The sequence below is a fragment of the Nocardia sp. NPDC050378 genome, from assembly GCF_040655675.1.
Taxonomy (GTDB): Bacteria; Actinomycetota; Actinomycetes; order Mycobacteriales; family Mycobacteriaceae; genus Nocardia; species Nocardia coubleae.
In genome coordinates this window covers 304,502-327,609 of the sequence record NZ_JBFAKI010000003.1, presented here as the reverse complement: position 1 = coordinate 327,609, position 23,108 = coordinate 304,502, and the positions used below count along the sequence as shown (strand labels likewise).

Sequence of the window (23,108 nt, the reverse complement as noted above, 5' to 3'; positions counted from 1 at the left end):
GTAGCGTTGGGGTGATGCGGGCCGTGCTGTGTGGTGCGGTCGGGGCGGCGGTGCTTGCCGGGTGTGGGGAGAGTACTGAAGGGCCAGCCGGGCCGACTACGACCGTGCCGGATCCGGACACGATCGAGGTGTTCAACCCGTGCCGGGGGGCGTTGTCGGATGAGGTGCTCACCAGCGTCGGTCTCGACCCGTCGACCAAAGGCGTGTTGACCGACCCGCCGACTGGTGTTTCGGCTTGGCGCGTCTGCAATTGGATCCCGCTCGATGATCGCTACGGCTCGGGAAAGCGCACGGTCGGTGTGTTCTCGACCAGTCACACACTGGATGACGCGCGGAAGAAGACCAGCGCTGTGGTCATCCGCGAGACCTCTGTCAACGAGCGAGCGGGACTGGTGTCCAAGGAGTCGAGCGACCCCGATGCCTGCTTTGTGTCCTTCGAGGCCGAACAGGGCATGTTCGAGGTCCGCACCTCCTGGTTGAGTACTGAAGGCCCCCGGGTCGGGGATCTGTGTGAGATGTCGGAAAAATACGCGGCGGCACTCGAGCCGCACTTGCCGAAGTAAGTTGGGGGCGCAGATGACACAGGACCACGCCAATTACTGGCAGACCATGAAGACCCAGGCTATCAACGGGGAGTTCAAACTCGAGGAAGATTTGGGGCAAGCTCTCGCCGCTGTGGTCGATCAGTACGTGACCGATCTCGAGCGGCAGCGGGACTTCGCTCGTTCTCTCGTTCGCCTGACCGGCTGGGGAAGCCTCCCCTCCGCCGACGCGATCCGCGGCAAATACGAGAACAAAGCAGTAGCCGGCGGCTCACACGACCCCGACGACTCCGCCGTGAAACGCCTGGATCAACACATCGCCATCGCCCGCGACCAGCGCGACACCTTCCTCGCCGCCATCGGCAAGCTACAGGCTGTCGATCAGCAGTCCGCGGGTGCGATCGGCAATGCGGGGGCGAATATCTGATGGCGTTCTGGGATCCCCTCGAGTCGATCGGCATGGGTGTCTTCCACGTCGGCACACTCGGAATCTTCAAGGTGATCGACAACCATGACCGTTCCGATAACGCCGACGAACAACGCCGCGCCCTCGATGACCAGGGCAAGCAGGCGTGGGAGGGCGACCGCACCATCATCGGCGACGAGTGGGCGCGGTTGCGTGCGGGCGCGGATGTCACCATGCAGGAGGCCGCGGTGAAGGATCCCGAGCCGTTCAGCGCCTGGCCGCATCAGCAGATCTGGGAGGCCTTGCAGGGCAAGGACGGTCAGGGCGGGGTCGATGCCGGGCAGATCAACGCGACGGCCGATGGTTGGCGTCGACTCACCACCGGCACCGAAACCGCTGTCGACAACTACCGCACCGACTTCGAACGAGTGTTGACCGAAAAGTGGTCCGGTGCCTCGGGTTCCGCGGCGATCGAGGCGGTGAAGAGTTACACCACCGAGGCGGCCAAGTTGCCGACCACCTTCCAAATGGTCGCCAACGGTATCGACTACATGGAAGGCCTTCTCGGACAGGCGAAAATCGCCATTCCGAAACCGGAAGAGGTGAGCGCTTTCGACGAGTTCGTCGGCCATATCCCGGGCAACGGTGTGGTCAAGGCCGCTCAGCATCGGGCGAACGAAGCGGAGGCAGACGCTCGGCTGTTCATGATCGGCACCTATCAGCCGGGTGCGCTCACCGTCGACCAACAAACCCCCGTACTGCCGCTCCCCCAGAACAATGTCACGGATCCGGGCGGCGGAGTGCCGGGCGACGGTTCGACGGGAGATGCGAACGGTGGGGGCAACAACACCGACAACGGTGGCGGTGCGTCGACGAATCCTGCTGGTACGCCCGAGAATCCGACGGCCGAGACACCGCAGTCGGCCACTCCCGGTGATGATCAAGCGGACGACGACACCGACGACGACTCGACCAGCCCGGCAAGCACCGAGTCACCGGCCACAACGCCTGCTACGACGCCGACGACGACACCAGCCGCACCCGGCGACAGCAAACTCGGGTCTCCTGGCGCCGGGTCTCCCGGCTCAGGATCGCCGGGGTCGGGGTCGCCCGGCTCAGGCGTGCCCGGCGGTGCCGGAGTACCGGCCGCGGGACGCTCCGTCGCGGGAACACCGGGAGCCGCGGGGGCGCAGAACTCCGGCGCTCGTGCGGCGGCGTCGGCGGCGGGTGCGCGCGGAATGAGCGGGATGCCCGGCATGATGGGCGGCGGCGGAAGGGGCGGTGGGCGTGACGACGAGAACGAGCACACCACCCCGGATTACCTCGTCCATGATCGCGAGCACGAACTCATCGGGCAGCTGCCGCCGACGCTGCCGCCGGGCGGGGTGATCGGCGCATGAGCCGACCCCAAGCGCCGACCCTTGATCACACGTGGGTGCTCGATCCACATGCCTTCGCCATCGGGCTGGAAGCGCACGGTCGGGATCGGATGCCGTACCCGCTGACCTTTCGGCCCGAGTTGCAGGCGCAGCGATCTCGAGACGGCGACCTTCGCTCGCCACCCCACCCGCCTGTCCCCGGTCGAGCACACGCAACGCTTCTTCCGGCGCGCCCGAATCGGCACGGGCGAGATCACCGTTTTCCCTGGGTTCCAGGTCGATTCCCGGCCCACTTCCGACGGCAAGGCGTTCCTCTGGCTCGACTACCCCGACGACGGCCGCTACCTCCTGCAACACCACGACACCGACAATTTCACGGTGATCCCCGGCCCACCCGCCGAGTTGGAGCATCGTCTCTCCAGGCACATAGCCATCTTCACCGATCGCAGATGAACCCACCGTCGATCGGATTCGACGCGGCCGGTCAGCCGGGGGCCGCGCGGGTCAGGCGGCGGGGGTGCCGTCCCAGGTGACGAGTTTCCAGCCCTTCGCGGGGCTGCCCTTGACGACTACGCGGCCGGTGTTGCGGATGGGGTCGGACTGGAGTTTGGTCATGTCGGGGTTGCTGACGGTCATGAGGGTCCAGACCATGATGGAGCCGCCGTGGGAGAAGATCGTGGCGCGCTTGTTGCCGCGGTCCTGGATGTCCTGGATCGAGTCGTCCATGCGCTTTTTGAATTCGTGGCCGTTGATCGAGCCGGGGATTCGGGCGTCGAGGTTGCCCTGCATCCACTGGACCGGTGCGGCGAAGTAGTTCGCCATCGCGTCCTGCTCGGGTGTGCCTTCGTAGATCCCGGCTTCGATTTCGTGGAAGCCCTCCTCGACGACAACGGGGCGGTCGCACAGTTCCGAAGTGGGCAGTGCGGTCTGCTGTGTCCGCACCATTGTCGAGGCGTAGACACCGTCGAACTTGCAGTCGGCCAGGCGCAGCGCGGCCGCGGCGGCTTGCTCCCAGCCTTTGTCGGTGAGGTCGGGGCCGGGGACGGACGTGTCGATCAGGCCTGATGCGTTGCCGGCCGATTCGGCGTGGCGGACGAAGGTGAGGGTCATTTCACCTGTCTGCGGTGCGGCGGCCGCACTACCGCCGCCGGCGGTGATCATGGCAACCGCGGCGATGACCACGGACAGACGTGACGCGATCTGGGGCATAGGGACTCCTCGAGTAACCGGTGTGGGCCCATGCTGGTGCATGAATGCGACCCGATCCGGACGGTAGGTTCGCGCCGGACCGGCCGCCACGTCGTCTCCCGATGAACGGCACGTTATCTACTTTTTGTGAGCACCCGGTGGACGAGGACGCATTGCCAGCGGCCGACGAACGGCGCCGGGAGGCGTTCGTAGACACCGGTCGGCGATCGGCTGACCTGGCTGCTCGACGCCGGCCTCGAGCAGGTGCTCGACGGCATCGAAGCGCGTCGGTGACCTATTTGCCGCGCAGGCCGAAGGGGTTGCCGTCGGGGTCGGCGAGGGTGCAGATCCGGGTGTCGGGGGCGACGGTCTGGGGTCCGGATTTCTCGGTGGCGCCTGCTGCGAGCAGCGCGGTTCGGGTGGCGTCGAGGTCGTCGACGTCGGTCATCGCGACGGGGCCTGCGGTGCGGTCTCCCTGGGGGTTGAGGCTGATTTCGAAGCCGTTCACCGAATAGCCGACGTAGTAGGGCTGGTCGGTGTGGGGTGGGCCGTAGAGCGCCGTGTAGACCTTCTTGGCGGCTTCCAGGTCTGAGACGGGGATGACGACTGCGCCGACAGCGGTGCTCATGAGCTTCCTTTCGAAGAACAGCGATACTGCGTCGAATGGAGAAGGTCGAGAACAGCGTAACCAGCCATAACGCGGAATTCGCGGATCTACTGCCCCCTGGGGGCAAAGCCAGCACACCCGCGACTACGCGCACCACGTTCCTCCCGTGGCAATTGGTCCGCCGACTTCAACGGCCCGGCCGGTAGCAGCGAAGCGACCGGGGCAGGACATATCGAACGCGGGCGGTCGAGGTTGCCCGCGTTCGACTTTCAGAGTGCGGCGGCCAGGGTTTCGACGGCCTGGGCCCACAGTTCGGCGAAGCGGTTCGCTTGTGTTTCTGTGAACAGGGCCGTGCTCCAGCGGAAGTTGGTTGTCAGGGCGGGGCCTTCGGGGGCGGTGCCGATTCCTGCGATGACGTCTACCGCGTAGCGCAGGGGGAGGTCGGGTTCGGGGTCGAGTGGGAGGGCGGTGTCGTGGGCGCCGACGAGCAGCGACCATGGATTGTTGTCGTTGCCGCTGAGGTCGATTCGGCCGAGGTAGTTGAATTCCACCTGCGGTTCAGCGGCGTTGCGGAGCTCGGGGACCCGGTCGACGTAGCGGAGCAGGCCGTAATCGAGTCCCTGGTTGGGGATTTCACGAAGGTGTCGGTTGACGGAGTCGAGCAGTGACCGGGCCGAACCCGGATCAGCTTGGGCCCGTGCGACATCCACGCACCGCTCTCCGACGCCGAGGCGGACGGGGAACACGCTGGTGAACCAGCCGAGGGTGTTGGCGGTGTCGGTGCCGAGTTCGGCGTCGGCGCGGCCGTGACCTTCGAGCGCGATCAACGCGCCTGCGGCCGGGTCGTTTCCGTTGTCGGCGTGGAGCGATGCCATGGCCATGGTGAGGGCGGTGAGCAGGAACTCGCGGACGCCCTCGTCCTTGCCGATGCGGGCCAGGAGGCGTTCGGTCACCTCGACGGGTGTGGCTACCGTACGCACGCGCAGGGTCGACCAGGTGTCGGAGGCGGGTGCGGGATGCCGGGTGCCGAGGGGCGCGTCGGCTTCGCGTACCTGCGCGGCCCAATAGTCGCGCTGGGCGAGTACTTCCGGTGTGCTGGCGCGCTGCCACATCGCCTCGGACCACTGCCGATAGGAGGTGAACTCGGGCAGCATCTTCGGGGTGACGCCGGACTGGATCTGCTGCCAGGCGGCGGCGAGTCCGTCGATCATGATGTGCCAGGACACCACATCGACAGCCAGGTGGTGCACGGCGAGCAGGAGGATGTCGCCCGAAGCATCGGGGCCGTCCGCGGCCGAGAACCACACCGCGCGCACCATCTCACCCGACCTCGGGTCGATCGCATCGTTGGCGATCCGCGCGAATTCGGTGACAGCCGAATCCAATTCGGCACCGACGAGCCCGCGTGGCGCTTCGATCACCACATCGCTCGCGGAAACGGCACCCGGCGCACGGGTGACCAGGCGTGGCCCGTCGGGGGTATCGGTGAGCACGGCGCGCAAGGTGTCGTGCGCGTCGAGCAAAGCCTGCAGCGTGGATTCCAATCCGGCGCGGTCGATTCCGGCGGGCAGGCGGAGCAGGGCGGTCTGGGTGAAGCGGCGGTAGTTGCCGTACTCGTACATCCACGACACCACCGGTAGCGGCGGAACCACACCGTAGGAGTCGGCGCCTGCCTGTGCGGCGGCGGGCGCGTCGTCGACGGCGGCGGCGAGTTCGCGGATGGTCGGGCAGGCCAGGACCATGCGCGGGTTGAGCGCGAGGCCGCGGCGACGGGCCTTGTTCACCAGGGAGATGGCGACGATGGAGTCGACACCGAGTTCGTAGAAGTCGGCGTCGATACCGGGAGCACGGCCGTCGAAGAGTTCGGCGAAGACCTCGCTGAGCGCGATCTCGGTCGGCGTCTCGGCGGCGGCATTGCTGTCGGCCGACGACAGTGCTTGTCCGGCGAGCTCGTTCAGCGCGTGCCCGTCGAGTTTGCCGTTGACGTTCACCGGCAACCGGTCGAGGACGACGATGCGCGCGGGGATCATGTACGCGGGCAGGCGCTGGGCGAGGTCGGCGCGCAGCCGGCTCACCACGACAGCACGCCCGGCCTTGCCTACGACGAAACCGACCAGCGACGCACCACCGGCACGACGGACCACGGTGACCGCGGCGGTGTCGATATCGGCCGAGCGGCGCAGCGCGGTCTCGATCTCGCCGACCTCGATGCGGTATCCGCGCACCTTCACCTGCGCGTCGGCACGGCCGAGGTAACCGAAGCGACCACCCGGCAGCCGGCGGACGAGGTCACCGGTGCGGTACATGCGCTGCCCCGGGCGGGCCGGGTCGGCGACGAACCGGTCGGCGGTGATGGCGGGTTTGCCCAGGTAACCGCGGGCCAGCTGCACGCCGGACAGGTACAGCTCACCGACGATCCCCTGCGGAACCGGGCACAGCCGTGAGTCGAGGACGTAGCCGACCATGCCGCCGTTGGCGGTGCCGATCGTCGGGATTTCCGAGGTGGCGACCGGGGCGACGACGGCTTCGACGGTCGTCTCGGTCGGCCCGTAGCAGTTGTACACAGCCGTCCCCGGGAGCGCGCGCAAACGTGCCCACAGGGCGGTGTCGATGGCCTCACCACCGAGCGCGAGGACGGACAGCTCACGATCGAGTAAGCCCGCCGCCGCCAGCTGGGCCAGCATCGAGGGGGTCGTGTCGATCATGTCGATGTCGAATTCGGCCATGCCCGAGACGATTCGGTGTGCGTCGCGCATCTCGTCGGCATCGAAGAGGTGCAGGGCCTGGCCCGCGAAGAAGCCGACCATCGGCTGCCAGGAGGCATCGAACCCGAGGGACCAGGCGTGCGCGATGCGCAGCGGGCGGCCGAGTTTCGCCATCGCCGGGCGGTAGAACCGCTCGAGATGGTCGGCGAAGTACCCGGCCAGCGCGGCGTTCGTGCCGACGACACCCTTGGGCTCGCCGGTGGAGCCGGAGGTGAAAATGATGTAGGCGGCGTGGTCGGGTTCGCGGCGGACGGCGGGGGCTCGCGCGGGGCGGTTCGCGATCCGGTCGACAACCTCGGCGTCATCCAGGGCGAGCACGGACAGACCGCGCGGACCGACCGAGGCAGCAGCCGACAACTCCGCGTCGGTCGGGGTATCGAGCGAGGCCGATCGGGAACCGGAACCCGCCCCTGTGCTCGCCGACGTTGGGCCCTGCGGCGCACCCTCGTCGAGCAGGTGACGATCCTTGCCGAGAACAACGGCGAGCACCGGGTTCGACTGGCGCAGAATGGCTTCGATGCGACCGGCGGGCAGGGTGATGTCGACCGGGACATAGGACGCACCGGCGGCGAATGTGGCGAGGATGGTGACGATCGCGTCCGTACCGCGCGGGAGCATCAGGGCGACAACGGTTTCCGGGCCGACACCGTGTGCGGCGAATTCGGCGCCCAGGCGGCAGGCGCGATCGTGCAGCTCGCGGTAGGTGAAGTGCTCACCCGAAGTGGTGGTGAGGGCCGTGGCATCCGGCGTCGCGGCGGCCTGCTGCTCGAACAGCTCCCAGGGCGTGTAGGCGGGCGTGGACGCGAGATCCTGGGCAGCGCCCGCCAGTTCGGCATGCTCGGCGGGGGTGAGCAGGTCGATGGCGTCGAGGGTCGCCTCGGCGTCGAGGGTGGGCAGGGTGCGCAGGATGGTGACCAGGCGGGCGCCGAGGTCGGCGGGGTCGAGGTGGCCGAGCAGGGCTGGCACCGCCTCGACGAGGACGAGCAGTTCGCCTTCGCTCATGTGCGAGACCACGGTGAGCGGGTAGTGGGCGAGGCTTTCCATCTCGATGGGCCGGAACTGGGCGCCGTCGGCGGCGGTGACGGTCTTGATCGCGTCGTCGATGGGGGCGTTCTCGAACACGAACAGGGTGTCGAACAGGGCGCCGTGGCCTGCCGCACGCTGCAGGGTCGACAGGCTCAGGTAGCCGATATCGCGCATGGTCGACGAATCACGTTGCAGCCGAGCGCACTGTGCGACGACCGGTTCGGTCGCCGCGAGCCGGTGCACGACGGGGACGGTGTTGATGAACAGCCCGACCATGCCCTCGACACCGGCCAGCTTTTCGGGGCGGCCGCTGATGGTGGTGCCGTAGACGACATCCGTGCGGTCGGTGATCCGGCCGAGCAGCACCGTCCAGGCGAACTGCACGGCGGTATTGAGCGTCATACCGTTGGCGCGCGCCCACTGCTGCAAGGCTTCGGTTTCGCCGGTGGACAAGCGAAGTCGCGTGGTCTCGGGCACCGAGGAATCGCGCGAACCGGTACCGTCGGCCAGCACCAGCGGGGCACTCACCTGCCCCAGGTACTCGGCCCAGCGACGCGCGGCGGCGTCGTGGTCCTGGGCACCGAGCCAGCCGATGTAGTCGCGGTACGGGCGCGGGGCGGGCAACCCGTCGAGGCTGCCGCCGGCCTGGTACACGGCGAGCAGCTCGGTGAAGAACACCGCGACCGCCCAGCCGTCCATCAGGATGTGGTGGGCGGTGAGGATCATCCGCCTGCGTGGCTGCGGCGCGTCGGTGACGTTCAGCAGCAGGATCCGCAGGGCCGGACCACGGCTCAGTGTGAACGGGACGCGCCGCTCCGACTCGGCGATGGAGTCGAATTCGGTTGTCGCCGCGTCACGTTCGGCCCACGGCAGCTCGGCGTGGGACGGAATGATCTGCACCGGCTTGGGGACGTCGGTGTCCCAGAACGCGGCGCGCAGGTTCGGGTGGCGGTCGAGCATGGCTTGGGCACTGCGACGCAGCAGGGCGGCGTCGAGCGGGCCGTCGATGTCAACGACGAACTGCATCGTGTAGAGGTCGATCTCGGCCCCGGCCATCCGCGACAGGGAGAACAACCCCTCTTGCAGGGGGCTCAACGCGAGTACGTCTTCGATCTGCGGCGCACTCATGCGGTGACCTTTCTGCGTGCTCGGGCACCCTGCGTGACGCGGGCTGCCTTTTTCGGGCGCTGACCGCTCACGGGTGCGTCCTTTCCTGGGGTCGACATGCGGCGCCGCACCGTGCCGGGCGGGGAGCCGGCAGGTGCGGCGGAGCTGTCGGGTTGCTCATCCCTGTGCGGACCACGCCGCGGTGAGGGCCGACAGGGCATCGGAGTCGAGGCCGGACGCGCTCATCGGTGCGTGCGTGACCTGTTCGGGCTCTGCGGTTTCCGCCTCGCGGGGAGCGGCGTCGACGGCGGCGGCCAGTTCGGTGATGGTCGCGCATTCGAACACCATCTGCGGAGTCAGCGGCAGCCCCTGGGCGGCCGCGCGGGCCGACCACTGGATGGAGATGACGCTGTCGCCGCCGAGGGCGAAGAAGTTGTCGTCGCCGGTGACGTCGTCGATCTCCAGCAGCTCCTCGATCAGGGCGATCAGGGTGCGCTCGGTGTCCGAATCGGCCGTGCCTCCGGCAGCGGCCGTCACGGTGACCGGGACGGGGACGGCGAGCAGCCGGTCGAGGTCGGCCTGCGGCAGTACCCGTAGGTCGGCGATGGGCTGGTCCGGGTTGTCGGCGAAGGCGCGCAGGGTGGCGGCCAGGGCGTCGGCGATGAGCGCGGCGGTGGCCGGTTCGTACAGGTCGGCGTTGACGACCACGCGCACGTCCATGCCGCCCTCGGCGGTCACGTTCAGGCTCAGGTTCAGATCCAGGAACGAGACGTCGAAGTCGGCGGGCAGCACGGTGACAGTGCTTTCCCCTGAAGACGCGAACGGCAGGGTGGTCGGTGCCCAGTCCGCGCCACGGAAGTGGATCATGCTCTGGAACAGCGGGTTCCGCGACCGGGAACGGCGCGGGTTGAGGGCCTCGACGAGGCGCTCGATCGGCAGTTCCTGGTGCGCGTTGGCGTCCAGCACCACATCGCGGGCGCGGATCACGGTGTCGCGCAAGGTGGTTGCGCCCGACAGGTCGTTGCGGAGCACGACCATATTGGCGAACAGGCCGATCAGGTTCGTGGTGGCCGGATCGGTGCGGGCCGCGACGGGCGTGCCGAGGGTGATGTCGGTGCCGCCGCCGAGCGTGTGCAGCAGGGTCGCGACCGCGGCCTCGCACACCATGAATTCGGTTGCGCCACTGCGCTTGGCCAGGGACTCGAGGCCCGAACGGACGCTCGCGGGCAATTCGAAGGTGACGACTTCGCCGCGCTTGCCGAGCACCGGCGGACGCGGGCGGTCGTGGGCCACCGAGGTCTCGTCGGGGACCCCGGCCAGCGCGCTGCGCCAGTAGTCGATCTGGGCCTGCGCGAACTCGCTCGGTGACGTCTGGTCGAACAGCTCGCGCTGCCACAGGGCGTAGTCGGCGAACTGGATGGGCAGCGGCTCCCACGCGGGGGCCGTGCCCTGCTCGCTGCGTGCGCGGTAGGCGGTGGTCAGATCGTCGAGCAGTACACCGAAGGAGGCGTGGTCGGCGACGATGTGGTGCACCAGCAGCGACAGCACGTGGGTGTTCGCGTCGATGACGAGGAGTTCGGCGCGCAGCAGCGGTTCACCGTCGAGGGTGAAGGCGTAGCGCGCGATCTCGGCCAGCTCCGCCGAGAGCCGATCGGCGGCGACCTCGCGCACCGGCAGCGCCACCTCGCCCGCAGGGTGGATCACCTGGTAGGGCACACCCTCGTGCTCGGGGAACGTGCTGCGCAGGGATTCGTGACGGGCCACGACATCACCGAGCGCGGCGCGCAGTGCGGCGATATCGAGCGGGCCGTCGAAGCGCATCGCCAGCGGGAGGTTGCCGACCGAACCGGCACCTTCCATGCGGTACTGGAACCACATCGCCAGCTGCGAGTACGACAGCGGGATGCGTTCGCCGCGCGGGCGTCCGCCGATCGCCGGGCGGGTGGTGCGCGGCGAGGCGAATCGCGAATCGGCGACCCGGGACGGGCCGTCGGCAGCGATCACGGCAGCCGCGCCAGTCCCCGCGGCCGAAGCAGGCACCGCCATCGTGCCGGTCCCTGCGCCTGAAGCAGTCGCCGCCCCAGCACGTGCCGTCGCGTCGGCCTCGATTGCCGGGTCGGTGGTGGCCGGGTCGGCTGCCTCGTCGAAGTCGGAGTCGACCGCGTCGAGATCCATGTCGAACTCGGCGAGGAAGCGGGCGACCAGGTTCGCGGCGAGCGCGGCGGGTGTCGGGCTGTCGAAGATGACGCGGACGTCGAGTTCGATGCCGAATTCCGCGCGGACCTGGGCGACCAGGCGGGCGGCGAGCAGCGAGTGACCGCCGAGCTCGAAGAACGAGTCGTCGGCGCTGACATTGTCGAGGTTGAACAGGGCGCCGAACAGCGCGCACATCTTGCGTTCGGTGGCCGTGGCGGGCGCCCGGTGGGTGCGGGCGGCGGCCGGGGTGGCGGCGGGCAGGGCGCGCTTGTCGAGCTTGCCGTTGACCGTCAGCGGGACCTCCGGGATCACCGCGAACGCGCTGGGCACCATGAAATCCGGCAGACCGGCCGCGGCGAACGCCTGGATCTGCTCGAGGTCGATGAACCCCTCGGCGGGCACCACATAGGCGGCGAGCATGGCGCCGATGGCCGGGTCCTCGGTGACGACGACCACGCACTGGGCGACCGACGGGTGCGCGGCGATGGCGGCTTCCACCTCACCGAGCTCGATGCGGAAACCACGCACCTTCACCTGCTCGTCGGCGCGGCCGACGAACTCGAGTTCACCGAAGCTGTTGCGGCGCACCAGGTCACCGGACCGATACAGCCGGGCACCGGGGGCGAACGGATCGGCGACGAAACGCTGCGCGCTCAGCGCGGGGCGGTCGAGGTAACCGCGGGCGAGCTGGTCGCCGCCGAGGTAGAGCTCACCGACCACACCGTCGGGCACCAAGTGCAGCGCCTCGTCGAGCACGTAGGTGTAGACATTGCGGTTGGGCACGCCGATCGGCACCACGCCTGCGCCTTGCGGCCCGTGCACCGGCATGTAGGTCGAGCAGACCACGGCCTCGGTTGGCCCGTAGTGGTTGCGCAGTTCGGCTTCCAGGGTGTTGGCGAAGCGGTCGGCCACCTCGCCGGGCAGCGCCTCGCCGCCCACGGGAACCTGACGCAGCGAACGCCATTCGCTCACCTCGGGCAGCAGCAGGAAGGTACTCAGCATCGACGGGACCATGTGCAGCACGGTCACCTGACGCCGCGTGATGAGGTCGGCGACGTAGCGGATGTCGCGGAACGGCTTGGGTTTCGGCACCACGATCTGCGCACCGACCGACAGCGGGATGGCGATGTCGGCGAGCGAGGCGTCGAAACTCACCGACGACGACTGCATCATCCGGTCGGCGGGCGTCATGTCCCACTCGGCGGAGAAGCACACGATGTGTTCGGCGATCGCGTTGTGCGGCACCGGAACGCCCTTGGGCTTGCCGGTGGAGCCGGAGGTGTAGATGACGTAGGCGAGGTTGGCCGGGCGCAGCGGGCGCAACCGGTCGGCATCGGTCGGCGCCGAGCCGGGCAGTCCGGCCGCCGTCTCCTCGGCGGCGGCCAATTCGACCGCGCCGAGCAGCAATCGGGGGTTCGCGTCCTCGACGAGGTATTCGATGCGGTCTTCCGGGTAGGCCGGATCGATCGGCAGGTACGCACCACCGGCCTTCAGCACGGCGAGCACGGCGACGATGAACTCCACCGAGGTGCCAAGGCGAAGGCCGACGATGTCCTCGGTGCCGATGCCCTGACCGATCAGCCAGTGCGCCAGGCGATTCGCGCGGGTGTGCAGTTCGGCGTAGGTGAGTTCGGCGGTATCGGCGAGCAGGGCGGGCGCATCGGGCGACGCGGCGGCGGCCGCTTCGAACAGCGCGACGAGGGTGGTCGGCGGCTGGTCGACGAGCAGGCCGTGGGAGCGCTCGAGCAGGGCGCTGCGTTCGTCGGCGGCGAGCAGCTCGAGATCACGCAGCCTGCGCGACGGTTCGCGCAGCGCGTTGTCGAGGAGCACACCGAAGTGACCGAGCAGCTGGTCGACGAGAGCGTCGGAGAGCACATCGGTCTGGTATTCGGCCTCGACGACGGCGGTGCCGTCGGCGTCGAGCACCACGGCGAAGGCCAGCGGCACCTGCGCGCTCACGGCGCCGAGTTCGAGCAGGGTGGAGGTGACGCCGTCGACAGCGAAACCGTCGGCGCTCTTGCGCACGCTGAAGCCGAGGCGAACCAGCTGGTCGAGGCCGTCCCGCCCCGCGACGCGGTCCGGGTTGGTTTCGCGCACGACCCGATCGATACCGACGCCGCGCCGGGCGAACGCACCGGTGCAGGTTTCGCGGACGGCCGCGACGAGGGTGGTGAAGTCGTCGCCGGTACCGATGCCCGCGCGCAGCAGCAGGGTGTTGCCGAAGTAGCCGATGAGCTGCTCGGTGCCCGCCGGGCGGTCGGTGACGGGAATGGAGACGAGGAAGTCGTCGGCGGCGGTGTAGCGGTGCACGAGGGCGTCGAAACCGGCCAGCAGCACCATGAACGGGGTCGCGGCGTGTTCGCGCGCGAACTGTTCGGTGCGGGTGACGAGATCGGCCGCGAGGCGGTGGGTGCGGCGCTCGGCCCGCCTGCTCGCGTTCGCGGCGGCGGAGCCGGGGAGTTCGAGGGGTTCGGGGAGCGGGCGCAGGGCGTCACGCCAGTAGGCGACATCGGTCTCGGCGGGTTCGGCCGTCGGCGCGATGGCGGCGAATTGCACAGTGTCATCGGCCGAGGTCGCAGCCTGCCCGAGCGCAGGTGTGGAACCCGCTGCGCCTGCGGCCGACCGGGCTCCCGCGACGGTGCGGTAGGCGGCATTGAGCTCGGTGAAGAACACCGCCCAGGAGTCGTCGTCCCAGCAGATGTGGTGGATGGTGAACAGCACCACGTGCTGGTCGGCGCCGGTGCGGATCAGGGTGGCGCGCAACGGCAGCTCGGTGCCGAGGGCGAAGGGGCGGCTGAACTCGCGCCGCGCCAGCACCTCCACCCGCAGGTCACGGCCGGATTCGGCGAGGTCGGTCAGGTCGTGGGTGGTCCACTCGGCGCGGGCGTCGGTGGTGAACACCTGGAACGGTTCGCCCTCGGCGTCCACACCGTAGGTGGTGCGCAGGATGTCGTGGCGGGCCACGACGGCGTCGAACGCGGTGTGCAGGCGCTCGGCGTCGAGCGGGCCGGTGAGACGGTAGGCCACGCAGATGTTGAGGGCCGTGTCCTGCGGGTCGCGGGTCTGCAGGAACCACATGCGGCGTTGGCCCGGCGTGAGCGGGCGGCGCTCCCCCGCCGCGATGCGCGGCACGGCGACGGGCGCGGTGGACGTGGCCATGCCGCGCTCGCGCAGCTTCTGCTGTAACAGCTGCTTGCGGCGTTCCGCGACGGACAGGGTGGCTTCGGTGTCTGACATGTTCTTTCGGCCCCTAGCCCTGGTTGGTGTTCTGTGCCATCAGCTGCACGACGTCGTCGAGCGACGCGCCGCCGAGAATCGCCGCGACCGGCAGATCCCGGTCCAGCTCCGCCTTCACGCGCTTGCGGAAGTCCAAGGCCTGCAGCGAGTCCAGGCCGAGCGCGACCAACGGCATGGTCGCGTCGATGGATTCGGCGCTGTCGCCTCCGATCACCTTCAGCAGTTCGCTGCGCACGCGTAAGTCGAGCGGAGAGCTGTCGGGCTGTACCGGCGTCTGCGCCGCCTCGTCCACCACATCCGGCACTGCGGTGACCGAAACAGATCGGGTGGCAACAGAATCGGGGGTTCTCGAGGCGAGACCGGTGAGGACACTGTCTTGACCGAAAGCGCCGAGCACCTCGCGCAGGAAGTCCCAGTCGGCGGCGATGATCATGCCGTCGCGCACCGGCGCGGCGAAGCCCGCCTCGACGGCGTCGGCGGGAACCATCGGGAACACGCCTGCCTCTTCCACGCGGGCGAACCCGGCGTCGTCGAGCGGACCCGCCACGCTCCACAGCCCCCACTGCAGGCTGGCCGCGGCGATGCCACGGGCGCGCAGCCCGCGAGCGGCGACATCGAGCATGCGGTTGGTGACCGCGTACAGGATCTGGCCCCGTCCGCCGATGGTCGCGGCCATCGAGGAGCACAGCAGGACACGGCAGTCGGTGGTCAGCGGCACGGTGTCGATCAGGGTGTCGAGGCCGTGCAGCTTGGCGCGGGCGGCGGTGTGGACGGCCTCGGCGCTGACCTGGTCGAGTTCGGCGTCGACGTAGTTCACGGCGGCGTGGATCACCAGATCGGCCGGGCGATCGACGATCTCGGCAGCGAAGGCCTTCGCCGATTCCGGATCGCTCACATCGCAGGACCGCACGACGATCTCGGTGGCGCCGAGGCCACGCAGACGCGCCAGTTCCGTTGCCAGCCCCGGGGTTTCGCCACTGCGGCTGAGCAGGGTGACGCGGCCGGTGCCCGTGCGCGCGAGGTGATCGGTGAAACGGAGACCGAGCTGACCGGTACCACCGACGATCACCACGTGATCGAGACCCTCGGCGAGCGAACCGGTTTCGGCGGTCTCGTCGACCACCAATCGCTTGACGAAGAGCTTGCCCGCGCGCAGCGCCAGCTCCGCCTCACCGCTGGAATGCACTGCGCCGACGATCCGGGCCGCCTGCGCGATCGGATCCTCGTTCGCGGCGAGGTCGAGATGGCGGAACAAGGTGCCAGGATGTTCGATCCCGACGCTGCGGAACCCGGCCGCGACGCCGGCCTGGAACAGACCGGGAATCGGATCGCTCTCGTGCACAGCCTCGCCACCGACGGTCAGCAACCAACACTCCCCGCCCGGACGCAGCACGGAAAGCGCTGGGGTCCAGCCTCCTTCGGCGTAAAAGGAGATCAGGGCGGCGACAGCCGTCGCGGTGTCGTCGGACACCGAAGGTGGCAGCAGGACAACGACGGAATCGAACCGCTGCATACGCACCGAGTCGGGCAGGCCGCGCGCGGCGCCGGGCACGGCATGCTCTCCGCCGGGTGCGGCGGAGCTCATCGCATCGGCGGCGGATCCTCGATCGTTCGCCTCGGCGCCCGCGCCGACAGCCGGTTTCAGTTCGGCCGGGCCGAGCACACGAGCCTCGGCACCGTGACGGTCCGCGGCGTTCACCAGGGCGACGGCCAGAGCCGCACACTCACCTGTGTGGTCCACGACGAGCAGGCTGCGCGGGGCGGTCAGCGCGCGGCGCTGAAGCGGGGTCCATTGTTCGACCAGCCGTTGAGGTTTCGGCGTGGTGGCCACGAGTTCGGGCGGGGTTGCCGACTCGTCGGGGGCGGCCCAGAGCCGCTTCGGCGCAGTGACGGTGTGCGGGAAATCGCGCAGCGGCAACGTGACGGTGTCGTCCACCCGCAGCGCGTCCCAGCGGTACCCGGCATCGAGCACCGCGACCTGGGCGAGGTTGCGGGTGAACTCCGAGAGCCCCTCGGCGGTGCGCAGCGACGTTCCGAGGACACGGAAGTCGCGCTGCGGCAGACCTGGACGCGACGGCACGAGGCCGAGGTTCTCCTGGAGGGCCAGCTGCAACACGGGGTGTTCGGCGACCTCGATCAGCAGGTCCACGCCGTCGCTGCCCGCCGCGATCACGGCCTTGTCGAAACGCACCCGGTTGCGCAGGTTCCAGTACCAGTAGTCCTGGTGGCTCAGATCCGAGCCGATCTTCGCGCCGAGAGTCGCTCCGTAACAATCGATCCCGGATTCGGTGAAGTGCGTGCCACTCATCTCGTCGCCGAGCATGTCCACGAAATCGGCGCGCAGTTCGGCCACGATGGAGGTGTGCGCGGGGTAGGCCACGCGAATCTCGCGGGCGAACTGCCCACGCTCGGTCGCGGTGGCGACCAGGTCGACGATGGTCTCGCGGTCACCGGAGATGGCAAGGATGTGCGGCGAGTTGACCACCGACAGCTCGGCCCAGCCCGAATGCCTGGCCAGCAACGCCTCGCAGGACTCGCGGTCCATGCCGAGCACGGCCATCGAGTAGCCGCGCGGGGAGATGCGCTCGACCAGGCGGGCGCGGTGGGTGACGGCGAGGACCGCGTCGCGCAGGGTCATCACACCCGACACCGCACCGGCCGCGAGCTCGCCCTGGCTGTGCCCGATCGTCGCCTGCGGTGCCACGCCCGCGGCCCGCCACAGCGCGGCCAGGCCGGTCATGTGGAACATCAGGGCGGGCTGCACTTCCCACACCGTGTCCTCGTACTGTCCCTCGTCGCCGAGCAGATAGCGCAGCGGCTGGGAGTGACCGAACCGTTCGAGGTGGATGGCGGCGCACTCGTCGACGACGGTGCGGTAGGCCTGCGATCGCGCGTAGAACAGCGCACCCATGCCGGGTCGCTGGCTGCCCTGACCGGGAAAGACGAAACCGATGCGGCGAGAGCTCGCGGGGACGTCACCGACAACAACGGTGTCGTGCTCGACGCCGGTCGCGATCGCATTCAGCGCGGCACGCAGCTCACTCGACGACTCAGCACCGTTTCCGGGCCCGGCACCCTGGTCGCCCGCGCCGCCGACGGCAGTGGGCCGGGCCAGGATCAGCGCCCGCCGACGGCGCGGCATCCGGGTGCGGAACAGCATGTCGGCCAGCCGTTCCGGTGTCACCGCGGGGTGCGCGTCGACGTAGTCGCGCAGGGCGGCGGCCTCGGCGCGCAGCCCGTCGGCACTGTCGGAGGACAGCAGAACGGGAACGCTGCCGTCGGGCAGACGGTACTCAGCCATGATTGGTTTCCTCCAGCACCGGCAGGCCGACAATGGCGTGCGCGTTGGTTCCCGCGACACCGAACGACGACACCGCGGCGTAGCGCAGCCCGTCGGGGCGCGGCTTCCACTCGGTCGCCTCGGCCGCCAAACGCAAAGTGGTCGCGCTCCAGTCGATATCGGTGGTCGGCCGATCCGCCCACAGGCTCGGCGCGATGGTGCCGTGCTCGCCGCACAGCAGCACCTTGATGAGCCCGAGCATGCCCGAGGCCGCCTGCGCGTGACCGGCATTCGACTTCACCGAGCCGAGCAACGGCGCATCGGAGCGATCGGGGTTGCCGTAAGTGGCTGCGAGCGCGGTCAATTCGAGCGGATCGCCGACGGCCGTTCCGGTGCCGTGGCCTTCGATCAGGCCGATATCGTCGACGCTCACCCCCGCGGCGGCCACGGTCGCCTCGATCAGTCGCCGCTGTGCGTCCGCGCTCGGTACGGCGATCGGCGCACCGGCGCCGTTGTGGTTCACCCGGGAACCGAGCAGCTGCCCGTAGATCCGATGGCCGAGCGCTTTCGCGCGCGACTCTCGTTCCAGCACGATCACGCCCGCGCCCTCACCCCACAGGGTGCCGGTCGGGTCGGCGGCATAGGAACGGCAGTGTCCGTCGGTGGCCAGCGCGTTGTTCTTGGAGAACTCGTAGAACGCGCCGGGCGTACCCATCACGCACACCCCGCCCGCCAGCGCCCAGTCGCACTCCCCCGCCCGGATCGCCGACGCGGCCTGATGCACGGCGGTGAGCGACGACGCGCACGCGGTGTCCACGCTGATCGACGGACCGACCAGGCCGAGCCCGTGCGAGATCCGCCCGGCGACCGCACCGAGCGCGGTGCCGGTGCCCCGGTATCCGCTGTACTCGTTGACACCCGCCGCGCGCGGACCGTATTCGGTGATCGACACACCCATGAAGACACCGGCCGGATCACCGTCGAGCGCACCGGGATTGATGCCCGCGTGCTCGAGCGCGCGCCACGCCACCCGCATGGCCACCCGCTGCTGCGGGTCCATCGCGACCGCCTCACGCGGGGTGATGCCGAAGAACTGCGCGTCGAATTCCGTCGCACCGTCCAGGAATCCACCGGCGTCTCGAACCGGCGCCCAACCGTCGAGCCTGCCGAGGGCGAACAGTTCGGCCAGTGGCCAGTCACGGTCGCGCGGGAACGGGCCGATCAGTTCCCGGCCGCCCGCGAGCGCGGACCAGAAGTCCGGCAGGGTTTCGATGCCACCGGGGGCCTCGACGCCCATACCGACGATGACGACGGGATCCACGCTCATCGGGTCAGCGCCTGTCCGGCCAGCACCTCGGCGATGCCGTCGATGTTCTCGTCGACGTAGAAGTGCCCGCCCGCGAAGAGGTTCACCTCCACCTCGCCCGAGGTGGCCTGGTCCCAGCCGTAGAGGTCGCGCGGGCCGACGAAGGGGTCGTCGTCACCGCCGAGCACGAGCACGGGTGCGGCGACGCGCACGCCGGCATCGCAGGAGTAGGCGTCGAAAGCGCGGTAGTCGGCCTTGAGCACGGGCAGCGCCATGCGCATCACCTCGCGACTGGCCATCACATCGGCGCCGGTTCCGTTGAGGGCGGCCATGTGGTCGAGCAATTCCTCGTCCTCGGTCGGATGACCAGGTAGCTCGGCGATCCGCTGCGGTGCGGCGGCCGCGGAAACCACCAGCAAACGCACGGACAACCCGGCGGCCTCGGCGAGCCGGGTGAATTCGAAGGCCACGATGGAACCCATGCTGTGGCCGAACACGGTGATCGGGGCGCCGGTGTTGCGTGCGGAGTCGCGGAAGGCCTCGAAGGCGCCGCGGGCCAGTTCGGGCAGTGTCTCGGCGGCCGGTTCGCGCAGGCGGTCCTGGCGGCCGGGGTATTGCACGATCACGGTGTCGAAGTCCTGCGCCATACGCTTGGCGAACACCCGGTAGGCCGATGCGCCCGCGCCCGCGTGCGGGAAGACGATCAGTGGCGGTAGGGAGTCGGTCCGGGGGGCCTGGAATTGCCTGATCCAGCCGAGTTCTCTTGCCATGTCGCTCTCCCTCACCGACCGCGTCCAGCTGCGGCCGTTTCGCACTATCTCTCGCCGGGCCCGGACACGGGCCTACCCGGCGCAGTCGTCCGGGACCGGGGCGAATGTTGTTGCCGCCGAGCCCGAACCAGCTCCGGGCGCGCTCCGGCAACCACCGGGCGATCGGTCGGGCAACAGTAGCATCAACCCATTAGTATAGGCTAGCCTTACCAATCGAGGTGACCAAGGTAACGATGGAATGGAGCACCCAGCAGATGAACCCCGCCGGGACCCCCACCGCGCTACCCCGCGAGCAGACAGACCTGCCCGCCGACGTAGCCGCCGCCCCCGCGCCGAACCTGCCGGTGTTCGAGGCGCCCTTCTCTCTGCGGATGGCCGATCCCGACGGTACCGACCCCGACATGCTCGAAGAGTGGATGGCCCGCCCGCACCTGCTCGAGTCCTGGGAACAGGACTGGGACGCGCAGCGCCGTCGCGAGAATTTCCGCACCCAGCTGGCCGGAACCTATTCACGCCCCTGCATTCTCAGCCTCGACTTCGCGGTGATCGGTCAGCCGGAGAAAGGCGTGGTCGATGTCGCCTACATCGAGTTCTACCGCGCCGCCAAGGACGAGATCGGCAAGCTCTACCACGCCGACGCCGGTGACATCGCCTTCCACATCGCCACCGCCGAGACCGCCGTGATCGGCAAGGGCATCATGTCGGCCTGGATCTCGATCCTGCCCGCCGCCGTGTTCGCGGCCAATCCCGACTGCCGGCGCATGATGGGCGATCCCGATCATCGCAACGAGCCGATCCGGCGCAGCCTCGAGAAGTCGGGCTGGCAGAGCATCGGCGAGTTCGACGTCCGCCCGGACCGCCGCATCTTCCTCTACACGGTCCCGCGCACCCCCGCAGATCTCCCGGTCCCCTACTGATTGCTCGTGGACGCCCGAGCGGCGAGTTACCCACTTGTTTCGCGAGAACATGGGTAACTCGCCGGGAACGGGCTGCCGTGATCCATTACCTGGCCTGGCCGCCGACGCAGGTCCCCCCGCACCTGAGTCCGGCCCGATTTCGCGGGGAGGCGGGCGAGCGACTCACCGCACGGGTCAGCGTGAGACTGCTTGCGCTACGGAAACGTGGCTGCGCGCCGGGACCGTGCGCAGCACTCGGTCGGACAGCTCACCCAGGCAACTGAGGTTCGGGAAGCCGGGGCCCTGCGCCATGGCGGCCATGTTCGGCAGATACAGCTTGCTCGCCAGCCCGTTGACGGCCAGGTCGTAGCCGATCGACGATTCGATGCGGTTCTGCGTGAGCGGACCGCCCACCGCCAGTTCCAGCTGATCGGCGGTCTGCTGATCGAACATCTCCAGGAACCACAGCGGCTGGCCACCGGTCGCGTCGACGACGAGGTCGAAGTTGTGCACCTGATCGGCACGCAACTCGTTGGTCAGCGTGAGCGCGAGCGAATCACCGGCCGGCACCACCTTGGTGACCCTGCCCTGCAGATGGTGAACCCGACTGTCGCCGAGCAGGCTTTCCTGCACGCGCACCGAGAACACACCGCGATCGGTGCGCCGGATCACGTCGCGACGCTCCTGGATGCTCAGCGCGTTCCACTTCACCGGGTCGCTGAACAGCGAGTTCTCGAAATAGCTTTCGCCACGGGTGTAGATGGTCGCCATGGGCGAGATCACCGAGATGGTGAGCATCTCGTGGCGCACGAGTTCGTCGAGTGCCGAGCCCGCGGTCTCGCCGCCGCCGATCACCGCGGCCCGCGAGGCGGCGGGCAGACTGCGCTTGCCCGCCAGATCCCAGAACTTCGCGATGCTCAGCACGCGCGGGTGCTCGGCCAGCGCGCGGCTGCTGCGGCCGGGGCCGGTGATCATCAGGCCGTCGGCGCTCAGCTCGGTGGCCGCGCCGTCGGCGTCGACGACGCGGACCTGCCAGCGGTCGTCGTGGCGGATCTGCTCGACGCGTCCGATCACCAGCTCGAGGTCGATGGACTTGGCCACCCACTGCAGGTATTTCGCCCACACGTGGTGCTGCGGGCTCGGCCTGCCACGGTCGATCCACTCGGCGTAGGTGCCGTGCTCGATGAGGAACGAGGTCCAGCTGTATGCCGACATGGCCCGATCGATCTCGCGATTGCGACCGCGGGCCCAGGTGGAGTGGTAGGGGAACCCGATGTCCTTCTCGGGGCTGGTGCCGAGCCGGTGCTGCCCGTCGGTCCAGCCACCCGTGGGCAACCAGTTGCCACCCACCGCGTGCGCCTCGACGACGACCACGCGCGGCGCGGGCAGGCCGAGTGAGCGCAGGACATGCGATTTAGCCGCTACCGCAAGGGCTTTCGGCCCCGCACCGACCACCAGCAGGGTTTGCACCGGTTCGTTCTCCACTCTCTCAAGCACGGCCCATGGTTGCATAGGCTTACCTTATTTATCTACCGGGGGCAGACAAGTAAGTGTCGTTAGGCTAACCTAACGTCCATGGGTAAGGGATTCAACGGCCTGATGGTCAAGGCTTGGGGTGGCTCGGACTACCGCCTCACGGTGACTGCCAACGAGCAGATCACGGACAAATTCGTGCGGATCAGTTTCACCGCGGGCGGGCTGCTGGCCGACAACCCGGTGCACCCCACGCAGTGGATCCGCCTGTGGATTCCCGACGAGCACAGTGACAAACTGCACCACCGCGGCTACACCCTGGTGAACCAGAACCCGGCCGAGGACACCGTCTGCATCGACTTCGCGCTGCACGACGGACCCGCCGCCAATTGGGCGCGCCGCGCCAAGCCCGGCGACCCGCTCGACGCCAGCGTCCTCGGCTCCGACTTCCAGCTGCCCGAGCAGACCCCCAGCGAGTATGTCGTCTTCGGCGACACCGCCTCGCTTCCGGCTATCAACTCGCTACTGGACGCCATCGGCGACACCCCCGCGCGAGTGTGGCTGGAATGGCAGTACGAATCCGATCAGACGATCCCCGTGCACAACAAGCCGCACCACACGGTCACCTGGGTGCAGCGCATCGACGACGGTCGCCTGCTGCGCGAGGCCGCCACCGAGATGACCTGCCCCGCCGATGCTTTCGCGTGGGTGGCCTGCGACGGGCACACCACCCGTTCGATCGTGAAGACGCTCAAGGGCCAGCACGCGCTGCCCAAGACCGCCATCAAGTACCAGGCCTACTGGAAGTAGGAGATCATCCTGCGGGATGAGGAGCGTGCGCCCGTCGGCTGATGCGGTCGCACGTTCTCGTGCGGCACGCTGGTTCGAGCACGCCGGGGAATTGTGGCCCCGGCCCGATCGAAACGAGCG

General features: G+C 68.9%; 13 protein-coding genes and 1 pseudogene. 6 read left to right on the top strand and 8 right to left on the bottom strand.

Going from position 1 to position 23,108, the window contains the following annotated elements:
• Positions 1-14 precede the first annotated feature (14 nt).
• From AB0I35_RS09125 to AB0I35_RS09110, 4 genes and pseudogenes are all read left to right on the top strand, one after another.
• Positions 15-563, top strand: coding sequence for a DUF3558 domain-containing protein (locus tag AB0I35_RS09125; protein ID WP_357395471.1), 549 nt, complete (start codon positions 15-17; stop codon positions 561-563).
• Between the two features lies 1 nt (position 564).
• Complete coding sequence (locus AB0I35_RS09120; protein ID WP_357395271.1) at positions 565-969, top strand: hypothetical protein; 405 nt, start codon at positions 565-567, stop codon at positions 967-969.
• Positions 969-2,348, top strand: coding sequence for a hypothetical protein (locus AB0I35_RS09115; protein ID WP_357395270.1), 1,380 nt, complete (start codon positions 969-971; stop codon positions 2,346-2,348). The genes AB0I35_RS09120 and AB0I35_RS09115 overlap by 1 nt, the downstream gene beginning before the upstream one ends.
• A 165-nt stretch (positions 2,349-2,513) precedes the next feature.
• A pseudogene (locus tag AB0I35_RS09110) lies at positions 2,514-2,780 on the top strand (ESX secretion-associated protein EspG); the annotation flags it as partial.
• A gap of 51 nt (positions 2,781-2,831) precedes the next feature.
• Here the strand turns inward: AB0I35_RS09110 and AB0I35_RS09105 are convergent.
• The 7 genes from AB0I35_RS09105 to AB0I35_RS09075 all read right to left on the bottom strand — a co-directional run bounded on the left by AB0I35_RS09105 (position 2,832) and on the right by AB0I35_RS09075 (position 19,809).
• Positions 2,832-3,536 (bottom strand): histidine phosphatase family protein, encoded by a 705-nt coding sequence (locus tag AB0I35_RS09105; RefSeq protein WP_357395268.1) that lies wholly within the window; start codon positions 3,534-3,536, stop codon positions 2,832-2,834.
• A gap of 274 nt (positions 3,537-3,810) precedes the next feature.
• Positions 3,811-4,143: a VOC family protein gene (locus AB0I35_RS09100; RefSeq protein ID WP_357395267.1), complete on the bottom strand. Its 333-nt coding sequence runs from the start codon at positions 4,141-4,143 to the stop codon at positions 3,811-3,813.
• Between the two features lie 248 nt (positions 4,144-4,391).
• Positions 4,392-9,041, bottom strand: a complete 4,650-nt coding sequence (locus AB0I35_RS09095) for an amino acid adenylation domain-containing protein (RefSeq protein WP_357395266.1) — start codon at positions 9,039-9,041, stop codon at positions 4,392-4,394.
• Between the two features lie 156 nt (positions 9,042-9,197).
• Positions 9,198-14,453 (bottom strand): amino acid adenylation domain-containing protein, encoded by a 5,256-nt coding sequence (locus AB0I35_RS09090; protein ID WP_357395265.1) that lies wholly within the window; start codon positions 14,451-14,453, stop codon positions 9,198-9,200.
• A 13-nt stretch (positions 14,454-14,466) separates the two neighbouring features.
• Positions 14,467-17,754, bottom strand: coding sequence for a nocobactin polyketide synthase NbtC (gene nbtC, locus AB0I35_RS09085; protein ID WP_357395264.1), 3,288 nt, complete (start codon positions 17,752-17,754; stop codon positions 14,467-14,469).
• On the bottom strand, positions 17,747-19,060 hold the full coding sequence (locus AB0I35_RS09080) for a polyketide synthase (RefSeq protein WP_357395263.1): 1,314 nt from the start codon (positions 19,058-19,060) through the stop codon (positions 17,747-17,749). The genes nbtC and AB0I35_RS09080 overlap by 8 nt, the downstream gene beginning before the upstream one ends.
• Positions 19,057-19,809 (bottom strand): alpha/beta fold hydrolase, encoded by a 753-nt coding sequence (locus tag AB0I35_RS09075; RefSeq protein ID WP_357395262.1) that lies wholly within the window; start codon positions 19,807-19,809, stop codon positions 19,057-19,059. The genes AB0I35_RS09080 and AB0I35_RS09075 overlap by 4 nt, the downstream gene beginning before the upstream one ends.
• A gap of 233 nt (positions 19,810-20,042) precedes the next feature.
• Here AB0I35_RS09075 and AB0I35_RS09070 point away from each other — a divergent pair, with 233 nt between their 5' ends.
• Complete coding sequence (locus tag AB0I35_RS09070; protein ID WP_357395261.1) at positions 20,043-20,726, top strand: GNAT family N-acetyltransferase; 684 nt, start codon at positions 20,043-20,045, stop codon at positions 20,724-20,726.
• A gap of 174 nt (positions 20,727-20,900) precedes the next feature.
• On the opposite strand, the gene AB0I35_RS09065 is transcribed toward AB0I35_RS09070, so the two are convergent.
• A complete protein-coding gene (locus AB0I35_RS09065; RefSeq protein ID WP_357395470.1) occupies positions 20,901-22,175 on the bottom strand; it encodes a SidA/IucD/PvdA family monooxygenase in 1,275 nt (424 codons plus the stop codon).
• A gap of 105 nt (positions 22,176-22,280) precedes the next feature.
• Here AB0I35_RS09065 and AB0I35_RS09060 point away from each other — a divergent pair, with 105 nt between their 5' ends.
• The gene (locus AB0I35_RS09060) at positions 22,281-22,988 is read left to right on the top strand and encodes a siderophore-interacting protein (RefSeq protein ID WP_357395259.1); all 708 of its coding nucleotides are present in this window, start codon (positions 22,281-22,283) and stop codon (positions 22,986-22,988) included.
• The last annotated feature ends 120 nt before the right edge of the window (positions 22,989-23,108 follow it).